Source organism: Eubacterium uniforme (assembly GCF_900167115.1).
GTDB classification, from domain to species: domain Bacteria; phylum Bacillota; class Clostridia; order Lachnospirales; family Lachnospiraceae; genus Eubacterium_S; species Eubacterium_S uniforme.
Genome location: NZ_FUXZ01000004.1, coordinates 271,265 through 295,542, shown reverse-complemented (window position 1 = coordinate 295,542; position 24,278 = coordinate 271,265). Strand labels below are relative to the sequence as shown.

The following is a 24,278-nucleotide window of genomic DNA, read 5'->3' as shown; positions in this document are numbered from 1 at the left end:
CGCTGCATCAGGGTTCCCCCCATTGTGCAATATTCCCCACTGCTGCCTCCCGTAGGAGTTTGGGCCGTGTCTCAGTCCCAATGTGGCCGATCACTCTCTCAAGTCGGCTACTGATCGTCGCCTTGGTAAGCCGTTACCTTACCAACTAGCTAATCAGACGCGGGTCCATCTCATACCACCTGAGTTTTTCACACTGTACCATGCGGTACTGTATGCTTATCCGGTATTAGCAGCCGTTTCCAACTGTTATCCCGGTGTATGAGGCAGGTTACCCACGCGTTACTCACCCGTCCGCCACTAAGTCACAGAATAATCTACCCGAAGGTTTCAAATAAAGTGCTTCGTTCGACTTGCATGTGTTAAGCACGCCGCCAGCGTTCATCCTGAGCCAGGATCAAACTCTCGTTAAAAGTTTTTGATCGATTCAGAATAACGTTAGCTATCCTTTGTCCATCTACTGTTGTTTTGTACGTCACCAAAGTAAACTTTGATGATTCTCACTAAAAATTTTTCTCTTAAAATTTTCAGGGATGGTTTACTGTTTAATTATCAATGTTCTTTGTTTTCTTTGCTTTCGCCTCATCAGCGACAGCCTGTTTAGTATAGCACTTTCATTTCTTTTTGTCAACAACTTTTTTAAGTTTTTTTAAAAAGTTTTTTTAGTGCTAATTTCATGTAAAAATCATAGTTAAAAACTAGCTAAATTGAATTCTTCTGGTCCACCCAGGATTCAAAATTTACGTCTCATTTATAACTTTTACAATCATTAAACGGAGAAGGAGGGATTTGAACCCTCGCGCCGCGCAAACGACCTACACCCTTAGCAGGGGCGCCTCTTCAGCCACTTGAGTACTTCTCCAGGCTTCCTTTAATTTACTTTCGTAAATCTTTACCAAGTAGTATATATAAGAATTACTTCTTATTATTAAGTCTTGCGCTTCTCTCTAACGCGCAAGGTGTATTATACTAAATTGATATCCTTTTGTCAATTGATTTTTTTAAGTTTTTTTAGCTTTTTTTTTAATAGAAATAAAACCACAATATATGGTAATTTTTTACCTATATATAGTGGTTTTATTCTTATACTATCTTATTTGTATTTTATGTTTTTCTTTAATTTACATATTATTATAAAAACTATTATTCTAACACTAGTTCATCTAATGTTTTTATGCAACAAATACCTTCATGTACCTCTTCTTCTTTTCGACATATTAAAACAGGGTTCATACCTATTTGTTTAGCTGGTTCAATATCGGATATTATTGAATCCCCTATAAATATCGCTTCTTGTGCTTCTACACCTGCTACTTCTAATGCTTTTTTAAATATTTGTATATGAGGTTTACATGCCTTTACCATATCTGCTGATATTATTCCTGTTGGATTTAGGTTTTTTTCTTTCATTGATTCTTCTAAATAATACATATCATCATTAGATATTATATATATAGGTAGAGTACTATTATCAAAAAATGGTTTCACATCATCATATAAAGGAGCCTTTATCCAAACCTTCTGCCAAATATCCCTAATATAATTTTCATCTGCCTTTAGGCCATAATTCTTTTTACAATAATCTATGACTTTATTAATTTTTTCAATGTTCTTTATAAATTTTACTCCAACACTTTCTGCTTCTGCACTTTTTATTTGCTCCCAAACTATTTTTAATAATTCAGCTGGACTTTTAAAATCACTATTTTTTAAAATGTATCCAATTAATTCTTTTGAATATGGATCATCCTCTCTAACCATTGTTCCAGTATAGTCTATAAAAATTGCCTTAACCATTTTACTTTGTTCCTACTTCCTCGTATAAATCTCTTCCTGTACTATCAATAACTACAATAACTGGAAAATCTTCCACTGTTAACTTTCTAATAGCTTCTGTTCCTAAATCATCATACGCAATAACTTCACTTGCCTTTATTTTTTTAGATAACAATGCACCTGCTCCACCTATTGCTGCAAAATACACTGCACCATTTCTAACAATAGCTTCATGAACAGCTTCACTTCTCTTACCCTTACCAATCATTGCACTTTGTCCCATATCAAGAAATGTTGGTGCATATTTATCCATACGACTAGCTGTAGTTGGTCCGGCTGAACCTATTACACGTCCCTCTCTAGCTGGAGATGGTCCCATATAATAAATAACTTCGTCTTTTAAATCAAGTGGTAAACTTTCTCCATTACCAACTGCTTCAAACATTCTTTTATGTGCAGCATCTCTTGCAGTATAAATTGTTCCTGTAATATATACAAAGTCACCTGCTTTTAAATCTTTTATCTTATCCTTTGTTAAAGGCGTACTTAACTTTACTTCCATATCTATATTCCTTTTTACTAATATAATTTTTTATACAATATAATTATCCTATAACACCCTGCTTGCATGTCTATTTACATGACAACACATATTAATTGCTACTGGTAATCCTGCGATATGTGTTGGATATGTTTCTATATTAACTGCAAGTGCTGTCATAGAACCACCAAGGCCTGCTGGTCCAATTCCTAATGCATTAATCTTTTCAAGCATTTCTTCTTCTAACTCTTTAACATATGGTATATCTGAATGAGAATCTGCTGCTCTTGTTAAAGCCTTCTTAGATAAAATAGCACTGTATTCAAATGTTCCACCTATACCAACACCTACAACAAATGGAGGACAAGCATTTGGTCCAGCATTCTTAACTGTAGAAATAATTGCTTCCTTAACGCCTTCAATACCATCTGCAGGTTTAAGCATAAACTGCTTACTCATGTTTTCACTACCAAATCCCTTAGGTGCAATTATAATCTTTAATTTATCACCAGGTACAATGTCCGTATGAATAATTGCAGGAGTATTATCCTTTGTGTTCTCTCTAATAATTGGGTCATTAACTACAGACTTACGAAGATATCCATCCACATATCCCTGTCTAACACCTTCATTAACTGCATCTCTTAAATTCATTCCTTCAATGTGTACATCCTGACCTATCTCAAGAAAAACAACAGCCATACCTGTATCCTGACATATAGGAATCATATCCTCACCAGCTATTTTAAGATTCTCTTCTAGTTGCTTAAAGATACCACTTCCTACTTCGCTAGTTTCCTTCTTACATGCATCAGCAAATACTCTCTTCATATCATCAGAATAGAAATGATTTGCTTCTATACACATCTCTTTTATATTTTTTATAATATCATCAGTATTAATTGTTCTCATATATTATTAGCAAATGCTCCTTTCAATAATTTTGCATCTATCATATTTCTACATTTTACTCAAAATGAAGGTTGCAAAAATAAACTTAACTTTTGCAACCTCCATAAATTTTACTCTTCTGTTTCTGTATTTACACTTTCACCTTCAGCCTGTTCTTCATTACCTTCTTCATTAGAATTAGATGACATCTCTTCCTTAACCTTTGCAATACTTGCAACCTTAATTCCATCATCAATTCTAATCATCTTAACACCTGAAGTAACTCTCTTAAGTAAAGAAACCTCATTTACACGAATTCTAATCATAGTACCTGCTGAATTAATCATTAATAATTCATCATCCTCAGAAACGGAAACTACGCCGGCTATATTACCAGTCTTTTCTGAAATATTATAAGCCTTAATACCCTTTCCGCCTCTTGACTGAAGTCTAAATTCAGAAGTTAAGGTTCTCTTACCATAACCTTTTTCACTTACAATAATAACCTGATCAGATTCACTTGTCTTAGTCATGGCAATAACTTTATCACCATCTGAAAGTTTCATACCTCTTACACCCATAGAAGATCTACCTGTAATTCTGATATCATTTTCATCAAACATAATAGATTTACCTTCATATGTGTAAAGCATAATTTTATCTGTATTATCTGTAATTTTAACATCAATAAGTCTATCATCATCTCTTAAATCAATAGCGATGATACCCGACTTTCTAATATTAGCAAATGCATTCACAGCAGTTTTCTTAATAGTACCATTCTTAGTAGCCATTACGAAATAAGTATCTTTATTATCATCACCTAATTTAATACCATCAAGCGGGATAACAGCAGAAACTTTTTCATCAGGCATAAGCTGAATAATATTTACAATAGCTGTACCTCTACTTATTCTACTAGCTTCTGGAATCTCATAACCCTTAATCTTATAAGCTCTACCGAAATTAGTAAAGAACATAATCTCACTATGAGTTGTTGTCATAAAGAGTTCAGTAATATAGTCATCATTAATTGTAGACATACCCTTTATACCCTTACCGCCACGGTTCTGACTCTGGAAGTTATCCACAGTCATACGCTTAATATAACCAAGTTTAGTCATTGAGATGATTGTATCCACATTTGGAATTAAATCTTCATTAGTTAAGTCAGAATAATCAATACCAATTTCAGTTCTTCTTTCATCAGCAAATTTTTCTTTAACTATTAAGATTTCTTCTTTGATAACTCCAAGTAATTTCTTTTCATCTTCAAGAATACCTTTATAGTATGCAATCTTTTCTAAAAGTTCAGCATATTCTGCTTCAAGTTCTTCTCTAGCTAAACCTGTTAACTGACGAAGTCTCATATCAACAATAGCTCTAGCCTGAACTTCATCAAGACCAAATCTTTCAATTAAAGTATTAATTGACTCAGCTGTTGTATGACTACCTCTAATAATTTTAATTACTTCTTCAATATTATCAAGTGCGATTAATAAGCCCTTAATAATGTGAGCTCTTTCTTCAGCTTTATTAAGTTCAAATCTTGTTCTTCTAGTAACAACATCTTTTTGATGTTCAAGATATTCTGTTAAAAGTTGTAAAAGATTTAATACCTTTGGTTCACCATTAACTAAAGCAAGCATGATTACACCAAATGTATCCTGCATCTGTGTATGCTTAAATAACTGATTTAATACTACATTAGCATTAACATCTCTTCTAAGTTCTACAACTACTCTTGTACCTTCCTGATCTGATTCATCACGAAGATCTGTAATACCATCAACTCTTTTTTCCTTATGAAGTAAAGCAATCTTTTCAACAAGCTTTGCCTTATTTACCATATATGGAAGTTCAGTAATAATAATTCTGTTTTTACCATTATCAAGAGTTTCTATTTCTGTAACAGCACGAGTAATAATCTTACCCCTACCTGTTCTATATGCTTCTTCAATTCCACGTCTACCTAAAATAACACCACCAGTTGGATAATCTGGTCCTTTAACAATTTCCATTACTTCTTCAATAGAAGTATCTCTATCTTCAAAAACTTTATTATCAATGATTTTTACAATAGCATCAATACTTTCACCTAAATTGTGAGGCGGAATATTAGTAGCCATACCTACGGCAATACCACTAGTACCATTAACTAATAAATTAGGAAATCTAGCTGGAAGTACTGTAGGTTCTTTTTCAGTATCATCAAAGTTAGGAACAAATTCAACTGTATCCTTATTAATGTCAGCAACCATTTCCATTGAGATTTTACTAAGTCTTGCCTCAGTATAACGCATGGCAGCTGCACCATCTCCATCTTCAGATCCAAAGTTACCATGTCCATCAACAAGTGTACATCTCATATTCCAATCCTGAGCCATATTAACTAAAGCACCATAAATAGAGCTATCACCATGTGGATGGAATTTACCCATTGTATCACCAACGATACGCGCACACTTTCTATGTGGCTTATCTGGTCCATTATTAAGTTCAACCATAGAATATAAAATTCTTCTTTGAACTGGTTTTAAACCATCTCTAACATCTGGTAATGCACGTGATGCTATAACACTCATGGCATAATCAATATAAGATGTTTCCATGGTTTGTTTTAAATCAACGTCTCTTATTCTATCAAAAATATTCTCTTCCATAAGTTCTCCTAAACTGGTTGTATTCTTTTCTTCTTTCAAATTATATAACGAATTACTACGAAGCTTCTCTTCTCTCGTAATTCGTTATTCTTTTCTTTCAAAGTATATATAACGAATTACTACGAAGCTTCTCTTCTCTCGTAATTCATTATTCTTTTCTTTCAAAGTATATATAACGAATTACTCCAAAACTTCGTTTTTCTCGTAATTCTACAACCATTCGGAATCCGGACTATCGTCCTCCTTCCTCATGGTTGTTAGCATCTTAAATAAAATAATCATTCTTCAAGCAGATGATTATTTTATTTCATCTGCGTTATATATCCAAATTCTGAACAAACTTAGCATTTGCTTCGATAAATTCTCTTCTTGGTTCTACTTCATCACCCATTAATACAGAGAATGTTTCATCAACTTCTTCAATAAACTCTTCATCAACAACTACTTTTTTAAGGATTCTTGTTTCAGGATCCATAGTTGTCTCCCAAAGCTGACTTGCATCCATTTCACCAAGACCTTTATATCGCTGAATCTTATTCTGATTATCTCTACCAACTTCTGAAATAATCTGATTAAGTTCATCATCACTATATGCATAATAAACTTTTTTGTTTCTTGTTAACTGATATAATGGTGGCATAGCAAGGTAAACATGACCCTGCTTAATAAGTTCTGGCATATATCTATAAAAGAATGTAAGCATAAGAGTATCAATATGAGCACCATCAACATCGGCATCAGTCATAATAATAATCTTATCGTATCTTAATTTTGAAATATCAAAATCATCAGATATACCTGTACCAAATGCTGTAATCATAGTTTGAATTTCAGCATTATCAAATATTTTATCAATTCTAGCTTTTTCTACATTTAAGATTTTTCCTCTAAGTGGAAGAATAGCCTGTGTTGCACGAACTCTTGCTTTCTTAGCAGATCCTCCGGCAGAATCACCTTCGACTATAAATATTTCACACTTCTTTGGATCCTTATCTGAACAATCAGCAAGCTTACCAGGAAGAGCTGAAATTGAAAGAGCATTCTTTCTTGTTGTTTCTCTAGCCTGTCTAGCTTTAATTCTAGCTTCCCTAGCAACTGCAGCCTTTCTACAAATATCCTTAGCTTCATTAGGATTCTGTTCAAGGAAATATGTAAGGTTTTCACTTACAATACTATCAACTGCTCCTCTAGCTTCACTATTACCAAGTTTCTGCTTAGTCTGACCTTCAAACTGAGGTTCCTGTATCTTAATTGAAATAACTGCTGTAAGACCTTCTCTAAAATCTTCACCAGCAAAATTTTCATCTTTATCTTTTAAGATTTTCTTCTCTCTGGCATATTTATTTAAAGTTCTAGCAAGTGATCTTCTAAAACCTTCAACATGAGTACCACCATCAGGAGTATTAATGTTATTAACGAAACTTAAAATATTTTCGTTATATCCATCATTATGCTGAATTGAAACTTCAACATAAACTTCATGTTCACCTTCACCTACTTTACCTTCGCAATAAATAGGTTCTTCATATAAACCTTTTCTTCCCTTATTGAGGTATTTAACAAATTCGTTAATACCACCTTCATAATGGAATTTCTTCTTTACAGGTTCTTCACCTCTATCATCTATAAGAACAATCTTAAGACCCTTTGTTAAAAAGGCAGTCTCACGAAGTCTTCTTCTTAAGATATCAAAATCATAAACTGTTTCTTCAAAAATAGTTTCATCTGGAACAAATGTTACTTCTGTTCCTGTATCTGATTCTTCACATGTACCAACTACTTCGAGCTTTTTGGTAGCATTTCCATATTCATAAGTCTGTTCATGAATCTTTCCATTTCTTTTTACTCTTACAGTAAGACTTTTTGAAAGAGCATTTACAACTGATGCACCTACACCATGAAGACCACCTGATACCTTATATCCTCCACCACCAAACTTTCCGCCGGCATGAAGAATAGTAAATACTACTTCAACTGCTGGTATTCCAGCCTTTTCATTAATATCAACCGGTATTCCTCTACCATCATCCTTAACTGTAATTGAATTATCTTTATTAATTGTAACAACAATCTTACTACAAAATCCTGCAAGTGCTTCATCTACTGAATTATCAACAATTTCATAAACAAGATGATGAAGACCTCTTGAAGAAGTAGATCCAATATACATACCAGGTCTTCTTCTAACAGCTTCAAGACCTTCAAGAATCTGAATCTGATCTGCACCATAATCACTGGCTTTATTTGCATTATTCATATCTTCTTTTCCATTCTCTAATATTTCTTCTTTATTACTCATTGAAACTCCTTTCATCAACAGTTCCATTTATAACTTTAAATATTTTATTTTTACCTGCTTGTTTACTAACGAAATCATTAACACCTGTACATGTAATAAGAGTTTGTACATTCTTTAATGAATCAATAAGATGATGTTGTCTTTTATCATCAAGTTCAGATAATACATCATCAAGTAATAAAATAGGATTATCACCTATTCTATTTTTTACTAATTCTATTTCTGCAAGTTTAAGTGAAAGAGCAACTGTACGCTGCTGTCCCTGACTACCATAAACTCTAATATCTTCTTTATCATTCATAAATACCATATCATCTCTATGAGGACCAATAGAAGTTGTTCTATATCTTTTATCAGTATCTCTATTAATTAGATACATATCTTCTATTCTTTCATCAATGTTAGGTTTATAAACTATATTTATTTTTTCTCTGTTATCAGAAATTTTAGAATGAATATTAAATACAATACTATTAAGTTCTTTAATGAATTCTTTTCTTCTCTTAATTATTTCTTTAGCATAAGTTATCAACTGTTCATCTAAAACATCAAGCATTGTATCCACATTATTCACTTTTTCATAATCTTTTAAAACCTTATTTCTTTGGTTCAAAATCTTATTATAATTTATTAAATTATTAAGATAAATCTTATCAATCTGACAAAGTTCCACATCTAGAAACTTTCTTCTTTTTGATGGACCATCTTTAATAATAGATAAATCTTCTGGAGAAAATAAAATAACATTTAATATTCCAAAAACTTCACTTATTCTTTTTACAGGAACACCATTAATAGCAATTCCTTTTGCTTTATTTTTTTTAAGATGCATGTCTATTCTATAAGACATTTCTCTTTTTTTTGTAAATAACTTTATATGAGCTTCATCACTTTCAAATTTTATAATGTCCTTATCCTTACTTCCTCTATGTGAAGAAGCAGTTGCACATAAATAAATTGATTCTAATATATTAGTTTTTCCCTGAGCATTATCCCCAAAGAAAATATTAACATTATTACTTAAATCAATATCAAGTGATTCATAATTCCTGTAATTCTTAAGTTCTAATTTTTCAATAAACATATATAATTTCAATAAAACATAAAATAAGAATTAATAAATTTTTAATACTACATAATGAATTAATAATTCAATATAATATAAAAATACTTAATATAATATATTATTTTATTACTTTTATTGTTTCTCCATTAAATTCTACAATGTCACCATCTACAAGTTTTTTACCTCTTCTGGTATCAACTTCACCATTAACTTTTACTTCACCATCTTGAATAACAATCTTAGCTTCTATTCCTGAAGAAACTAATCCACAAGCTTTAAGTGCCTGTCCAAGTTTAATATAATCTTCTCTTAATTTTATCTCTTGCATATATATTCCTAATTTAAAAATAATATAAACCTTTTTATCTATTATCTATTATCTTTTATATTATTTTTTTACTTATTTTTAATTTATTATTAATATTAATTGATATTTTAATAAATCATAATACCTACTAAATTATTAGTTAACATTTGTATTAATATTAACTGGAACTATTAAATAAATATAACTTAATTCTTCATTCTTAATAAAACATGGAGATTTTGAATTTACAAAGTAAATATCAACTTCTTCATCATCAATTGCACGAAGTGCTTCAATTATAAACTTAGGATTAAAACCTATTACAAGATTTCCACCTTCTTTATCAACATCAACATCTTCATCCATTGATCCAATAAATGAATTCATCTTAATATTCATAGCATCATCATTAATATTTAAAATAATAGGTTTAATATTTCCTTCTTTCGCAAGAAGAGTTGCTCTATCAATCGCACTCATAAGTTCATTTCTATTAACTTTAACCTTAGTTTCATAATCATTAGAAATCATCTTATCAATCTTAAAGAATTCACCTTCAATAAGACGTGATACAACAACTGTATTATCAAATTCAAATAAAATATGATTTTCAGTAAATGAAATATTAACCATGTCCTCAAGTCCACCAGTTAAAATCTTACTAATTTCACTAAGTGTTTTTCCTGGAACAATAACCTTTACATTACCAAATTCTTCTTTTAATGTAATATTTCTAATTGAAATTCTAAAACCATCAAGAGAAGCAACTCTTAAATTACTTCCATTAACTTCAATAAGCTCACCAGTTAAAATCTTTGTCTTATCATTATCAGCAACTGAGAATAAAGTCTGATTAATAATTTCTCTTAAACTAAATTGTGAAATATAAATACTTTCATTCTTATTTATGTCTGGAAGGAATGAGAATGTATTTCCATCTAAACCAATAAGATCAAATTTAGCTTTCTGACATGTAATTTTAACTTTTAAATCATCACTTACATCAATAGTAATATCATCATTAGGAAGCTTTCTAACAATTTCAGCAAATAACTTTGCTTCGATTGCAATCATACCAGCTTCTTCTATATTACCTTTTACCTTAGTTTCAATACCGAGTTCCATATCATTAACAGTAAGTTTAATTTCACCATCTTCTGCATTAATAAGAATGCATTCTAATATAGGCATTGATGTTTTAGAAGGAACAGCCTTCATAACAATATTAACACCAGCTAGTAAATCATTCTTTGAGCATACAATTTTCATTTAGAAATATCTCCTTTCGAAATCCATATATAAATATATTATTAATATTTAATATTATTCTTATTATAGGGTGTGAATATGTGAATTATAAAAATAATCCTTTGAAAATATAATAAAAGTAAACTTTTTTAATGTAGATTAAATAGTGTTTAAGTTAAATTAATTCACACTTTTAAAAAACATATATAATCATATTCTTATGCAATTGAAAAACTTATAAACTAAAATGTAAAGTTATAAACTAGTATAATCACATAATTATTTTATTTATAAACATATTTATAAACATATTTATGAACATAAAATAAAATTTATAAATATATTTAATTTATTATATTATTTACATTATCTTATATGTGTATATATGTTTATATTAATTTGGATTAATTTTTTTAGTTATGATATCAATTAAATCCTTTGTCTGTGGATTATTTTTAATATCTAAATCTATCTTGTCAGCACCATGTATAATAGTTGAATGATCTTTTCTATTAAGTGCTTTAGCAATATTTGAATATGTTTCATCTGTAAGAATTCTACTTAAGTACATAACTATTTGTCTTGGATATGCAATATCTGCATTTTTCTTTTTTGAAACAATATCTTCTTTTTTAATTGAAAAATGTTCTGCAACTGTATTAATTATTAAATCTATAGTTATGGTCTTTTGGGTTGGATTAATAACATCAGATAAAACATTTTCACTAAACTCCAAAGTAATATTTTGATTTGATAATTTAGAAAATGCAACGATTTTAGTTAAAGCACCTTCTAGATCACGAACATTAGAAGTAATGTTTTCAACAACATAGTTAAATACTTCTTTTGGAATATTTAAATGTTCTATTTCAGCTTTTTTAGTTAAGATAGCTAATCTTGTTTCATATTCTGGTTTTTGAATATCAACTGTTAAACCATTAGAGAATCTTGAACTTAATCTTTCTTCAAGAAGTTCCATATCTTTAGGTGGTTTATCAGAAGAAATAACAATCTGTTTTTTAGCTAAAAATAAAGTATTAAATGTATGGAAAAATTCTTCCTGTGTTCTTTCCTTACCGATAATGAATTGAATATCATCAATAAGTAAAACATCAACACTTCTATACTTCTCTCTAAAGTCATTAATTGCAGACTGATTTTGATTATCATTTCTGATAATAGAAACAAGTTCATTAGTAAATTCTTCACTAGAAGCATATAATACTTTTTTATTTGGATTATTATTGATAATATAATTGCCAATGGCATGCATTAAATGAGTTTTACCTAAACCTGCTCCACCATAAATAAATAATGGATTATATATTTCTCCTGGTGATTCAGCAACAGCTAAAGATGCAGCCTGTGCAATATTATTATTAGGTCCTACAATAAAAGAATCAAAAGTATACTTTTGATTAATATTAGAATAAGATAATTTTTGTTCATTGACTAAAGAAGAATTATTCATATCTGATGAAAGGTTTGATATGTCTTCTTTTAATGATGATTTTGAACAAATAGATATATTAAATTCTTTACCAACAACATCATTAATAGCCATTTTTAAAAAGTCTTTATATTTGTCATTAACATATTTGATTTTCATACTGTTATCATCATCATATGCTAAAGTTAAATTATTTCCATCTACACTATAAACGCTTAAAGGAGATAACCATGTGTTTATAGCAATTTCCTGTATGTCATATTCTGTTTTTAAAAATTCTAAAATCTGGTTCCAATTACTAGTTAATGTATCAAGCATAATTAGTATTCTCCTTGATTAAAATATATGATATTATTATATAAAATTTTAAAGATGTTTTCAATAGAAAATGAGTATTATTTATAATAAGGAAGAAAAAATTTCAAAATGTGGATAAATGGCTTAAAATAAGGAAAAATGGATATTAAAAAAAATCAATAAAAAATGCAATTAACATAAAAAAATATAATAAAAATTTTATGTTAATAACATGTGAATTTGTGGATAAACAAAATTACAAAAAAACGGTGAAAAATGTGTAAATCTGAAGAGTTATCCACAAAAAAACACACATTAAAGAGAAAATGTGGATAAAATTATGTAAATTAAAAATAAATATTTATGTAAAGTGGATAAATTTGTGGGTAAAAAGAATAAATAAAACTTGACATAGATTATATGTTTTATTATACTAGGAATGATGTTTTACTATAAATATAGTAAGGAGGTGCCTGAGCAATGAAAATGACATTTCAGCCAAAGAAAAGACAGAGATCTAGAGTACATGGTTTTAGAGCTAGAATGAGCAGTGTTGGTGGAAGAAAAGTTTTAGCTGCTAGAAGATTAAAAGGTAGAAAAAAATTGTCAGCTTAGGCCGCATTTATGTGGCCTTTTTCTTCTATTATGGACAATTGGTTTAATCATATAGGAGAAAAATATGAAAAGTTATGAATCTTTAAAGAATTATAAAGAATTTAAAGAAGTATTTGATAATAGCAAGTCATTTGCTAATAAGTATTTAGTAATGTATGTTAAAGCGGATGATAAAGGTAAAGATAAACTTGGTATCCAAGTAAGTAAAAAAGTAGGAAATAGCGTAGTAAGACATCACCTAACAAGATTCATACGTGAAATATACAGACTGAATAAGAATACGTTCAATAGTGGTTTGGACGTAGTTGTTATTGCGAGAATAACAGCGAAAGATATAAGTTATAAAGAAATGGAAAGTGCATTTTTGCACTTAGCAAAATTACACAAAATAGTTGCCGTAAATTCGAAAGTTAATTAGAAAATAAAAGCTAATGAGGCATATTATGAAAAAGGATAAAAGTATTATAGTACATATTAAAAAGGAAATAAAACTTATTTCAAATAGTATTGTCTTTATTTTTGTGTTATTAATTAGATTTTATCAAAAGTTTATTTCCCCTATGAAAAGAACACATTGTATTTATACACCTACATGTTCACAGTATGCAATTGAGGCTTTAAAGAAATATGGTCCTGTTAAGGGACTGTTTTTATCTATTAAAAGAATTTTAAGATGTAATCCCCTAGCTAAGGGAGGATATGATCCGGTACCGTAAGGAGGAAAAATGGATTTTACAGTACTGACTCAAACATCAGGATGGTTAGGACCATTTGCTAAAGCAATTGGTGCTATATTTAATTACCTTTATAGATTTTTTGCTCATTTCGGACTTCAGAATGTTGGATTATGTGTAATTCTTATCGTTGTAGTTGTAAGAATCATAATGTTACCTCTTACAATTAAACAGCAGAAATTCACAAAGATGAATTCTATTATTCAACCTGAAATAAATGCAATTAATAAGAAGTATGAAGGTAAAAAAGACCAGGAATCTCTTATGGCAAAAAATCAGGAAATGACTGATATTTATAAGAAGTATGGAGTTTCACCTTCAGGTGGATGTTTAAATATGCTTATCCAGCTTCCTATCATGTTTGGTATTTATCAGGTTATTATGAGAATTCCTGCTTATGTTCCACAGTTAAAGGCACATTACACAAACATTATTGATAAAGTTGGAGTAGATAAACTTCTTAATAGTGATGTTATTAAAGAAGTTGCTAAGACTGGTCATATTAAATTAGAAAACTTAGATGGAAAAACAGAAACAGTTAATAAACTTGTTGATGTAATGTATAAGTTTGATAATAAAAATTGGGAAAGTTTAAAGAAAGCATTTGCTGGTAGTGGAGATGTTATTACTAAGAATATGCATAAGATTGAACATGCTAATAATTTCTTAGGTATGAATTTAACATTATCTCCTAAGACATTAGTTGGTTTAGGTATTAATGTTGCTATTTTAATTCCAATTTTAGCTGCATTAACTCAGTTTATTAGTTCAAAACTTATGATGGTAGATCAGGGTGGAGATGGTGATGATAACCCAATGGCTGCATCACTTAAGACTATGACATATACAATGCCATTACTTTCATTGATTATGTGTTATACACTTCCTACTTGTCTTGGTTTATATTGGATTGCAAGTACAGTTATTACTACAATTATTCAGCTTTGTGTAACTAAGTATTATAATTCAATTCCTGTAGATGTTCTTGTTGAAAAGAATAAACAGAAAGCTGCAGAAAGACGTGCTAAGTTAGGTATAGATGATAATGCATTAAAGAATGCTTCAGTTATGAAGACAAAGTCAATGAAGAGCATTTCTGAAAAGATGAATGAAATCTATAAAGAAAACAAAAAATTAAGTGATGAACTTAATAATACTAATTCTAATAATAAATCAGCAAATGATGATGGCAGTTTTGAAGCTATGGAAAAGACTAACAAAGATTCAAAACCAGGTAGTCTTGCTTCAAAAGCTAAATTAGCAGATAAGTATAAGAAATAAGAAGGTGTGAAATGGAATATAGAGAATTTACTGGAAAGACAGTTGAAGAAGCTATAACTAACGCTACTATCGAACTTGGTACAACAAGTGATAATATTGAATATGAAGTTATAGAAAAAGAAAGTTCTGGTATTTTAGGTTTAGGTAAAAAACCTGCAAGAATTAATGCAAGAATTAAAGAAGTTAGCAAGAACATTGATGAAGCTGCTAAAGAATTTTTAGATAAAATGTTTGCTGCAATGAATCTTGTAGTTAAAATGGACATCGCTGTTAATGATGAAGAAAAGACAATTGATGTAAATCTTCTTGGTGATGACATGGGTGTTCTTATTGGTAAAAGAGGACAGACACTTGATTCAATTCAGTATCTTTTAAGTCTTGTAGTTAACAAGGGTACAGATGATTACTATAGAGTAAAACTTGATACAGAAAACTACAGAGAAAGAAGAAAAGAAACATTAGAAAATCTTGCAAAGAATGTTGCAAAGAAAGCAAAAAGAATTAGAAGAGAAGTTTCTTTTGAGCCTATGAATCCATATGAGAGAAGAATTATTCATTCAGCTCTTCAGGATGATAAGTATGTAACAACAAGATCAGAAGGTGATGAACCTTATAGACATGTTGTTGTAGTTCCTAAGGGTGGAAATAGAAACAGAAATAGATATTAAGATTTTTAGGGGTCTTATAGTTGGCATTTGCTGATTATATAGACCCTTTTTTTTTGAGTAAAAAAATGGTACAATACTGTTGAGTTAATTTTGGAAATACATATATTAGAAGGTTAATAATGAAGATAACAGATACCATAGCTGCTATTGCTACTGCTGTTAATAACCAGGGAATTGGTGTTATTAGAATTAGCGGTGAGGAAAGTTTTGAAGTAGCTGATAAGATTATAAAATTGAAGAATGGAAAAACTATAAAGGAATCACCTTCTCATACTATTAATTATGGATTTGTATATGATGGGGATGAGATGATTGATGAGGTTATGGTTTCAATTATGAAAGCACCAAGAACTTATACACGTGAAGATGTTGTGGAGATTAATTGTCATGGCGGTGTATTAGTTGTGAAAAAGGTGCTTAGTCTTGTGCTTAAAAATGGAGCCAGACTTGCTGGAAGTGGAGAATTTACTAAGCGAGCATTTTTAAATGGACGAATTGATTTATCTCAGGCTGAGGCAATCATGGATCTTATAAATGCAAAAAGTGAACTTGCACTTGAGGTGTCTGTTGGAAATCTTGAAGGTAGAATTTCTGAAAAAATAAAGAAATTAAGAGAAGTTTTAATTTATCACATTGCTTACATTGAGGCAGCACTTGATGATCCAGAACATATAGATATTGATGGATATAGCGAAACACTTAAGGGTGCTGTTATTGAAGTAAAGGATGAAGTTAAGAAATTAATAGAAAATGCTGATGATGGTAGAATTATTAGCGAAGGAATTAAGACAGTTATACTTGGTAAACCTAATGTTGGTAAGTCCTCTCTTCTTAACAGATTATCTGGAAGAGACCGTGCAATAGTTACTGATATTGCTGGAACAACTAGGGATACACTTGAAGAAAGTATTAATATAAAAGGGTTGCGCTTAAACATCGTTGATACAGCTGGTATTAGAGATACTGAAGATATTGTTGAAAAGATTGGTGTTGAGCGTGCATTAGAAACTTCTGATGATGCAGATTTAATTATATTTGTTGTGGATTCATCAGTTGAACTAGATGAAAATGATAAAAAGATATTAGGTCATATTAAAGATAAAAAGGCAATTATTGTTTTAAATAAAAGTGATCTAGATACAGTTGTTACTGAAGAAGTAATTAAATCCTATGTGGATAAAAGGGTAATTACTACTTCTGCTCTTGTGGATAATGATGTAACAGAGATTACAGATTGCATTTATGATATGTTTGCTAATGGATTAATTAATTTTAATGATCAGGTTTATATTACAAACATTAGACAGAAGGATGCATTGATTCAGGCAGATGAGTCCCTTTCAAAAGTTCTTGAAAGTATTGAACTTAATATGCCAGAGGACTTTTTCTCAATAGACATTATGGATGCTTACGAAAGATTAGGCGATGTAATTGGCCAATCACTAGGCGAAGATCTTGTTGATGAAATCTTTAGCAAGTTTTGTATGGGAAAATAATGTAAATAGAATAAATATTAACGGAGTTAAAAATGAACGTAGTTACAGAAAGTTATGATATAGCAATTATAGGAGCAGGACATGCAGGATGCGAGGCAGCACTTGCATCAGCAAGACTTGGTCTTAATACAATTATGTTTACAGTAAGTGTTGATTCAATAGCACTTATGCCATGTAATCCAAATGTAGGTGGAACTTCAAAGGGACATCTAGTTAGAGAGATTGATGCTCTTGGTGGAGAAATGGGAAAAAATATAGATAAAACATTTATTCAGTCAAAGATGCTTAATAAATCAAAGGGTCCTGCAGTTCATTCACTTCGTGCACAAGCAGATAAACAGGAATATTCAAGAGAGATGAGAAAAACTCTTGAAAATACTGATAATTTAACTATTAAACAGGGTGAAGTTACAGATCTTGTAGTTGAAGATGGTAAAATTACAGCAGTTAAGACTACTTCTGGAGCTACATATTTTGTAAAAGCATGTGTTCTTTGTACAGGAACATATCTTAATGCTAGATGTATCTATGGTGAAGTAAGTAATTATACAGGTCCTAATGGACTTATGGCTGCAACTCATCTTACGGATGCACTTATTAAGAATGGCATTAAAATGAGAAGATTCAAAACAGGAACACCTGCAAGAGTTGATAAGAGAACTGTTGATTTTTCAAAGATGGAAGAACAATTTGGTGATACACCTATTAGACCATTCTCTTTTTCAACAGATATTGATAGCATTCAGAAAGAACAGGCATCCTGTTATTTAACATATACAAACGAAAAAACTCATGAAATTATAAAAGCAAATATTGACCGCTCTCCTCTATTCTCTGGAATGATTGAGGGAACAGGTCCTAGATATTGTCCATCAATTGAAGACAAGGTCATGAAATTTGCTGATAAAAATAGACATCAGGTATTTATTGAACCTGAAGGTTATTATACAAATGAAATGTATTTAGGAGGTATGTCTAGTTCACTTCCTGAAGATGTTCAGGAGGCTATGTACCATACAGTTCCAGGACTTGAAAATGCAAAGATTGTAAGAAATGCATACGCTATTGAATACGATTGCATCGAATATGGACAGTTACTTCCAACACTTGAGTTTAAAACAATTGAAGGTTTATTCAGTGCTGGACAGTTTAATGGAAGTTCTGGATATGAAGAAGCTGCGGCTCAGGGTATTATTGCCGGTATTAATGCTGCACTTAAAGTTAAAGGTGAAGATTTGCTAGTACTTGATAGATCAGAAGGTTACATTGGTGTGTTAATTGATGACCTTGTAACTAAGGAAAGTCATGAACCATATCGTATGATGACAAGTCGTGCTGAATATAGACTACTACTCCGCCAGGATAATGCGGATTTACGTCTTACAAAAATAGGACATGACATAGGTCTTGTTGATGATGAAACATATGAAAGAGTTGAACTTAAGCGTAAACAAATCGCTGAAGAAATAGAAAGAATTAAAGGAGTTCGTATTGGAGCAAATGCGAAAATTCAACAATTCCTTGTAGACCATGGAAGTACACCGCTTAAGACAGGTACTTCTCTTGCAGAACTTATTAGAAGACCTGAACTTTCATATGATATGCTTGAAGAATTTGATACTGATAGAAAACCACTAGCTTGGGATGTAATTGAGCAGGTTGATATTAATATCAAGTATGAAGGATACATTGAAAGACAGGAAAAACAGGTTAGAGAATTTAAGAGACTTGAAAATAGAAAACTTGATCCAGATATTGATTATGAAAATATTGCTGGTATTAGAAAGGAAGCAAGACAGAAACTTGCATTCTATAAACCATTATCAATTGGTCAGGCATCAAGAATATCAGGTGTTTCACCTGCAGATATTTCAGTATTATTAATTTATCTTGAACAGTTGAAACATAAGAATAAATAAGAATCACTTAAAAATGTGTATAATTTAAAGAGGCAAAAATGATTAGTGAAGATAAAGCAAAAGAAAAATTATATTACTTAGCTAAGGATGTAAATGTTGAATTAAATGATAAACAGTTAAAAATGTTTATGAAGTATTATAACTTATTAATTGAAAAGAATAAGGTTATGAATTTAACTGCAATTACTGATTTGGAAGAAGTTGTTATTAAACATTTTGTCGATAGTTTATCTATTGCAAAATTTGTTGATATGACAAAAGAGATGAATGTTATTGATGTGGGCAGTGGAGCTGGATTTCCAGGCATACCGCTTAAGATAGCATTTCCTAATATTAATTTAGTTATGCTTGATTCACTTGGAAAAAGAGTAAACTTTTTAAATGATACTACTATTCGTCTTGACTTAACAAATGTTGATGCAATTCATGCAAGAGCTGAAGATGGAGCCAGAGTTAATGGAATGAGACAGAATTTTGATTTATGTGTTTCAAGAGCAGTGGCTAATCTTGCTACTCTATCAGAATACTGTTTGCCATTTGTTAAAGAAGGTGGAATGTTTGTATGTTATAAATCAGGTAATATTGATGTAGAACTCAAAGAAAGTAATAAAGCTATTACTACTCTATCAAGTGAAGTTGCTGGAATTGATAAATTTGTACTACCTGAAACAGACATAGAAAGAACATTGATAAAAATATCTGTTAAAGGTAAAATAGATAAAAAGTATCCGAGAAAGTCAGGTATTCCAAGTAGGGATCCGATTAAATAAATGTAGAAATGAAGATAGTAACGTAATTTGGGAATTTAGGAGGTCGTATGATAGAAACAATAGAACTTAGGACCGAAAAATATTTAGATAATAGATTTGATATTTTAAGTAAAAGAATGATAAGTCTTGAAGAACATATCAAAGAAGGCAGAGCTGAAATTACTGAAATTGAGAATCAGATTAAAGATTTAGAAGAATCAGTTGATGAAAGCTATGATGTTTTCCAGGCTAAAAGTAGTGATGAAGACTTTTTAGAAGACGAAAAGAAAAGCTTAGAAAATAGAATGGAAGAACTCTTTAATAGAAATACTGATGATATTGTTGAAGTTAAAGAGATTGAACAGGAATTATTTGCAATTAATGATGCAAAATCTGAGCTATCTTCTATTAAGAAAAAGATTATTGTAAATGATTTAGATAAAGATGAACTTCAAGTTATGGATATATCACAGAAAGATACTTCTAAGGATGATAATCAGAGTCAAAAAGATAATGGCATTAGTAATAAAGATAAACTAGAGTCAAAGAAAGAAATTGTGGAAGAGGAACTTGAAGAAGTTTTAGAAGAAATCGAAGAAAATTACGTTCTTTCTAAGGAAGATGCAAAAATTGTTGTTGAAAGATTGAAATTAAGTAGAAATTTGGTTGGAAAAGATAATCAAAGAGTAATTATGACATTGTCAAAGATAATAGATGGATTTGAAAAACTTATTTAATAAAAACATGTTTGTTTGAAATGTAATTGAAAAAAGTAGAATTTGATTTTTAAAGAATGTTTCACGTGAAACATTCTTTTTTATATTTATATATCTTATTATATGAAATACTTATTACTACTCTTCTACTATTATACTTATTACTACTCTTCTACTATTATACTTATTACTACTCTTTTGCTATTATACTTTTACTACTCTATTACAAATTTTTTATTGTTATACTTTTGAAGATTTGTTTAATGTAGTCTAAAGAATAGTTATTTCTATTCCGTTATATCTGGTCATTGTTATTCTTACTACTACTCTATTATTATTTTTATGTATTGTTATTTGTTTCGAGTTCTACTAGTATTAGGTTATTAAGTTATATTATTTTTATACATTTTTAATCCCTGTATTAATTAAGTAAAATTATAAATCAATTATTACGAAGTTCGTTATAGGTAATCAACTTTACATAAGTTTAATTATTTTATTTCATTATTTAATAATTTTATATTTTATATTCTGTAATAATAGTTGTAGTATATTTATATGTTATGATTATTATTAGAATAGATTCTTAGATGCATATTATTCTCTTTCTTGTTGTAATAATTCAATTGTTTATTTAATTATTTATTTATATAAAACTTTGTTTTAAACTCAAATTAATTATTTCTAATCATATTTTTTTCTATTTCATAATGTTTCACGTGAAACATCGGTGTTATGCTTAAAAATAATTATATTGATATGAAAAAGATTTCAAAATTATTTTATTCATATTATAATACTTAAGATTTTCTTAAATTGTAGAAAAATAGCCATGTTTCACGTGAAACATATAGAAATTCTTATTATATCGTGATATAATCATAGATAATCGGCGAATAATATAAAGAGATATAAATACAAGGAGGTATCATGGGCAAAGTAATAGCAATTGCTAACCAGAAAGGTGGCGTAGGAAAAACAACGACAACTACGAATCTTGCAGCATATATTGCACAAAAAGGCAATAGAGTGTTGGTTATTGATATTGATCCACAGGGAAATGCAACAAGTGGATTAGGAATCAAAAAAGATTCATTAGATAATACAGTATATGAAATGATTTTAGGAGAATGTACTTTTGAAGATTGTTTGACAGACAGTGTTGTTGAAAATCTTCAGGTATTACCATCAGATGTTGATCTAGCTGGTGCGGAGATAGATATGATTGGTTTGGACAAAAGAGAACATATTTTAAAGGAAATTCTTAAGACAAAGAAGAAAAACTATGATTATGTAATTATTGACTGTCCACCATCATTAAATGTACTTACAGTTAATGCCATGACAGCAGCTGATTCTGTAATCGTACCAATTCAGTGTGAATACTATGCTCTTGAAGGATTAGCTCAGTTAGTTAATACAATTGAGTTAATCAAGAAGAGATTAAACAAAAAACTTGAAATAGAAGGTGTTGTATTCACAATGTTTGATTCAAGAACAAATTTATCTTTAGAGGTAGTAGAAACTGTAAAGGAAAACTTGAATCAGAAAATATATAGAACAATGATTCCAAGAAATGTAAGATTAGCAGAAGCACCAAGTTTTGGACTTCCAATTAGTAAATATGATCCAAAATCTACTGGAGCTATCGCATATAATAATCTGGCAAACGAAGTATTGGGTATTGATACACTTGAGGATTTATAGTGGGTATTGAAAGGAGTATTATATGGCAAGAAGTCGATTAGGGAAAGGATTAGATTTAATGCTTGGTGGCGGCAGTGCTAATAATAAAACGACACAAGAAAAAGCAACTAAGTCAATTACAAAGAGTACAACAGCTAAATCAACTGTAAAGAAGACAGAAGCTAAAGGTACAACAAAGACAACAGCTAAGAAAGCAGAACCAAAAACTGCATCTAAAGCAACAACTAAAAAAGCAGAAGCCAAATCTACAACTAAGACAACTGCCAAGAAGGCAGAAACTAAGACTACTACAAAAACATCAACGAAGAAAGCAGACACAAAAACTACAGCTAAGTCTACTACTAAGAAGGAAGAGCCAAAAACTGCAACAAAAGTAGCTGCAAAGAAAACAGAATCAAAGGCAGCAACTAAGACTACAGTTAAGAAAACAGAAATAAATGCTACGACTAAAACAGCAGCTAAAAAAGCAGAAACTAAGGTTAGTACAAAACCTATAGTGGAAGAGATCGTTGATAATAAGGAAGTAGTTAGTAGCAATTTGAATAAAAGTACACTTCGTGTATCTGAAATTGAACCAAATAGAAGTCAGCCTAGAAAGTTCTTTAATGAAGATGCGTTAAAGGAACTTGCTGAATCTTTAAAAACACATGGTATGATTGAACCAATCGTTGTTAAGGAACGTGATGGTTATTATGAGATTATTGCCGGTGAAAGAAGATGGAGAGCAGCTAAACTTGCTAAGTTAAAAGAAGTACCAGTAATCATAAAAGATTATACGGATAGAGAAATTATGGAAATAGCTCTTATAGAAAACATTCAAAGAGAAGATTTGAATCCTATTGAAGAAGCTATGGCATATGAAAGTCTTATTAAGGAATATGATTTGCTCCAGGAGGAACTTGCTGAAAGATTATCAAAAGGTAGATCTACAATTACAAATAGCATGAGACTTCTTAAGTTAAGTGAAGAAGTTAGAAACCTTGTGATTACAGGTGAACTTTCAAGTGGTCATGCACGAACACTTATTCCAGTTGAAGATTCTGATTTACAGGCTATGCTTGCAAGAAAAATAATAGCTGAGAAGTTAAGTGTACGTGATGCAGAAAGATTAGTAAAGAATGCTCTTAAACCAGCTGCGGAGAAAGCAAAAGTTGATACACAACTTGAGAGTGCATATCTTTCAATGGTTGAAAGATTAAAAACTATAATTGGAACTAATGTAAATATAACTAGAAATAAAAAGGGAAGAGGAAAAATTGAAATTGAGTACTATTCCAAAGATGAATTAGATAGAATTATCGATTTAATTAGTGGAAACTAGGAGGATATAATGGATAAATTATTAGATAAATTTGGACTTACGGCAACAACTTTTGTCATGCTAGTTGTTTTGCTTATATTACTTGCAATGGTTATTTTCTTAAGTGCAAAAGTATTTTCACTTTCTAGAAAATACGATAAGTTTATGCGTGGTAGAGATGCTGAAACATTAGAAGATGCTATTTTAGATAACTTTAGTAATATGAAGAAGTTAATGAAGGCATTCCAGCAGACAAAGAGTAATATGGATATCACTCTTAACTCTATTAGATCTACATATCAGAAGATGGGTCTTGTTAAATATGATGCATTTAAGGAAATGGGTGGAAATTTAAGTTTTGCACTTGCTATGCTTGATGCAGATGACTGTGGTTTTATTTTAAACTCAATGCATGGTAGAGAGAGTTGTTATACATATGTAAAAGAAATTATTAAGGGTGAATCATATACAGCACTTGGTGAAGAAGAAAAGGAAGCTTTGGAGAAAGCTTTATCTCAGGCAAAACATGATTAGTACAGTTAGTAGCAAAATGAAACT

At 30.2% G+C, this 24,278-nt stretch carries 21 protein-coding genes, 1 tRNA gene and 1 rRNA gene; 12 read left to right on the top strand and 11 right to left on the bottom strand.

Annotated elements, in window-relative coordinates; translation table 11 throughout:
• The 11 genes from B5D16_RS04220 to dnaA all read right to left on the bottom strand — a co-directional run.
• A 16S ribosomal RNA gene (locus B5D16_RS04220) occupies window positions 1-410 on the bottom strand; the annotation flags it as partial.
• A 361-nt stretch (window positions 411-771) separates the two neighbouring features.
• Window positions 772-859: transfer RNA gene (locus B5D16_RS04215), tRNA-Ser, on the bottom strand.
• 281 nt (window positions 860-1,140) lie between these two features.
• A complete protein-coding gene (locus B5D16_RS04210) occupies window positions 1,141-1,794 on the bottom strand; it encodes an HAD family hydrolase (RefSeq protein WP_078765718.1) in 654 nt (217 codons plus the stop codon).
• Window position 1,795: 1 nt separating this feature from the next.
• On the bottom strand, window positions 1,796-2,335 hold the full coding sequence (locus B5D16_RS04205) for a Fe-S-containing hydro-lyase (protein ID WP_078765717.1): 540 nt from the start codon (window positions 2,333-2,335) through the stop codon (window positions 1,796-1,798).
• Window positions 2,336-2,383: 48 nt separating this feature from the next.
• Complete coding sequence (locus B5D16_RS04200) at window positions 2,384-3,226, bottom strand: fumarate hydratase (protein ID WP_078765716.1); 843 nt, start codon at window positions 3,224-3,226, stop codon at window positions 2,384-2,386.
• A gap of 110 nt (window positions 3,227-3,336) precedes the next feature.
• Entirely contained in the window at window positions 3,337-5,868 is a 2,532-nt protein-coding gene (gene gyrA, locus B5D16_RS04195; RefSeq protein ID WP_078765715.1) for a DNA gyrase subunit A, read from the bottom strand.
• A 316-nt stretch (window positions 5,869-6,184) separates the two neighbouring features.
• Window positions 6,185-8,125: a DNA topoisomerase (ATP-hydrolyzing) subunit B gene (gene gyrB, locus B5D16_RS04190; RefSeq protein ID WP_078765731.1), complete on the bottom strand. Its 1,941-nt coding sequence runs from the start codon at window positions 8,123-8,125 to the stop codon at window positions 6,185-6,187.
• A gap of 34 nt (window positions 8,126-8,159) precedes the next feature.
• Window positions 8,160-9,251, bottom strand: coding sequence for a DNA replication/repair protein RecF (gene recF, locus B5D16_RS04185; protein WP_078765714.1), 1,092 nt, complete (start codon window positions 9,249-9,251; stop codon window positions 8,160-8,162).
• 100 nt (window positions 9,252-9,351) lie between these two features.
• Window positions 9,352-9,561 carry an RNA-binding S4 domain-containing protein gene (locus tag B5D16_RS04180; RefSeq protein ID WP_078765713.1) on the bottom strand — a complete coding sequence of 70 codons (210 nt, stop codon included), beginning with the start codon at window positions 9,559-9,561 and terminating at the stop codon, window positions 9,352-9,354.
• 135 nt (window positions 9,562-9,696) lie between these two features.
• Complete coding sequence (gene dnaN / locus B5D16_RS04175; protein ID WP_078765712.1) at window positions 9,697-10,809, bottom strand: DNA polymerase III subunit beta; 1,113 nt, start codon at window positions 10,807-10,809, stop codon at window positions 9,697-9,699.
• Window positions 10,810-11,182: 373 nt separating this feature from the next.
• Window positions 11,183-12,556 carry a chromosomal replication initiator protein DnaA gene (dnaA, locus tag B5D16_RS04170; RefSeq protein ID WP_078765711.1) on the bottom strand — a complete coding sequence of 458 codons (1,374 nt, stop codon included), beginning with the start codon at window positions 12,554-12,556 and terminating at the stop codon, window positions 11,183-11,185.
• Between the two features lie 459 nt (window positions 12,557-13,015).
• On the opposite strand from dnaA, the gene rpmH reads away from it, so the two are divergent.
• The 12 genes from rpmH (at window position 13,016) to B5D16_RS04110 (ending at window position 24,254) form a co-directional block, all read left to right on the top strand.
• Window positions 13,016-13,150 (top strand): 50S ribosomal protein L34, encoded by a 135-nt coding sequence (gene rpmH, locus B5D16_RS04165; protein ID WP_078765710.1) that lies wholly within the window; start codon window positions 13,016-13,018, stop codon window positions 13,148-13,150.
• 64 nt (window positions 13,151-13,214) lie between these two features.
• A complete protein-coding gene (gene rnpA / locus B5D16_RS04160) occupies window positions 13,215-13,568 on the top strand; it encodes a ribonuclease P protein component (RefSeq protein WP_078765709.1) in 354 nt (117 codons plus the stop codon).
• An 88-nt stretch (window positions 13,569-13,656) separates the two neighbouring features.
• Entirely contained in the window at window positions 13,657-13,866 is a 210-nt protein-coding gene (yidD, locus tag B5D16_RS12705; RefSeq protein ID WP_341465185.1) for a membrane protein insertion efficiency factor YidD, read from the top strand.
• 9 nt (window positions 13,867-13,875) lie between these two features.
• The gene (locus B5D16_RS04150; RefSeq protein WP_078765707.1) at window positions 13,876-15,165 is read left to right on the top strand and encodes a YidC/Oxa1 family membrane protein insertase; all 1,290 of its coding nucleotides are present in this window, start codon (window positions 13,876-13,878) and stop codon (window positions 15,163-15,165) included.
• An 11-nt stretch (window positions 15,166-15,176) separates the two neighbouring features.
• A complete protein-coding gene (gene jag, locus B5D16_RS04145; RefSeq protein WP_078765706.1) occupies window positions 15,177-15,833 on the top strand; it encodes an RNA-binding cell elongation regulator Jag/EloR in 657 nt (218 codons plus the stop codon).
• Window positions 15,834-15,952: 119 nt separating this feature from the next.
• Window positions 15,953-17,329 (top strand): tRNA uridine-5-carboxymethylaminomethyl(34) synthesis GTPase MnmE, encoded by a 1,377-nt coding sequence (gene mnmE / locus B5D16_RS04140; protein ID WP_078765705.1) that lies wholly within the window; start codon window positions 15,953-15,955, stop codon window positions 17,327-17,329.
• Window positions 17,330-17,361: 32 nt separating this feature from the next.
• Window positions 17,362-19,248: a tRNA uridine-5-carboxymethylaminomethyl(34) synthesis enzyme MnmG gene (gene mnmG, locus B5D16_RS04135; RefSeq protein ID WP_078765704.1), complete on the top strand. Its 1,887-nt coding sequence runs from the start codon at window positions 17,362-17,364 to the stop codon at window positions 19,246-19,248.
• 38 nt (window positions 19,249-19,286) lie between these two features.
• A complete protein-coding gene (rsmG, locus tag B5D16_RS04130) occupies window positions 19,287-20,018 on the top strand; it encodes a 16S rRNA (guanine(527)-N(7))-methyltransferase RsmG (protein ID WP_078765703.1) in 732 nt (243 codons plus the stop codon).
• A 47-nt stretch (window positions 20,019-20,065) separates the two neighbouring features.
• On the top strand, window positions 20,066-20,734 hold the full coding sequence (locus B5D16_RS04125) for a hypothetical protein (protein WP_078765702.1): 669 nt from the start codon (window positions 20,066-20,068) through the stop codon (window positions 20,732-20,734).
• 909 nt (window positions 20,735-21,643) lie between these two features.
• On the top strand, window positions 21,644-22,420 hold the full coding sequence (locus B5D16_RS04120; protein WP_078765701.1) for a ParA family protein: 777 nt from the start codon (window positions 21,644-21,646) through the stop codon (window positions 22,418-22,420).
• A gap of 22 nt (window positions 22,421-22,442) precedes the next feature.
• Window positions 22,443-23,741: a ParB/RepB/Spo0J family partition protein gene (locus B5D16_RS04115; protein WP_242942980.1), complete on the top strand. Its 1,299-nt coding sequence runs from the start codon at window positions 22,443-22,445 to the stop codon at window positions 23,739-23,741.
• Window positions 23,742-23,750: 9 nt separating this feature from the next.
• The gene (locus B5D16_RS04110) at window positions 23,751-24,254 is read left to right on the top strand and encodes a DUF4446 family protein (protein WP_078765700.1); all 504 of its coding nucleotides are present in this window, start codon (window positions 23,751-23,753) and stop codon (window positions 24,252-24,254) included.
• Window positions 24,255-24,278: the final 24 nt, after the last annotated feature.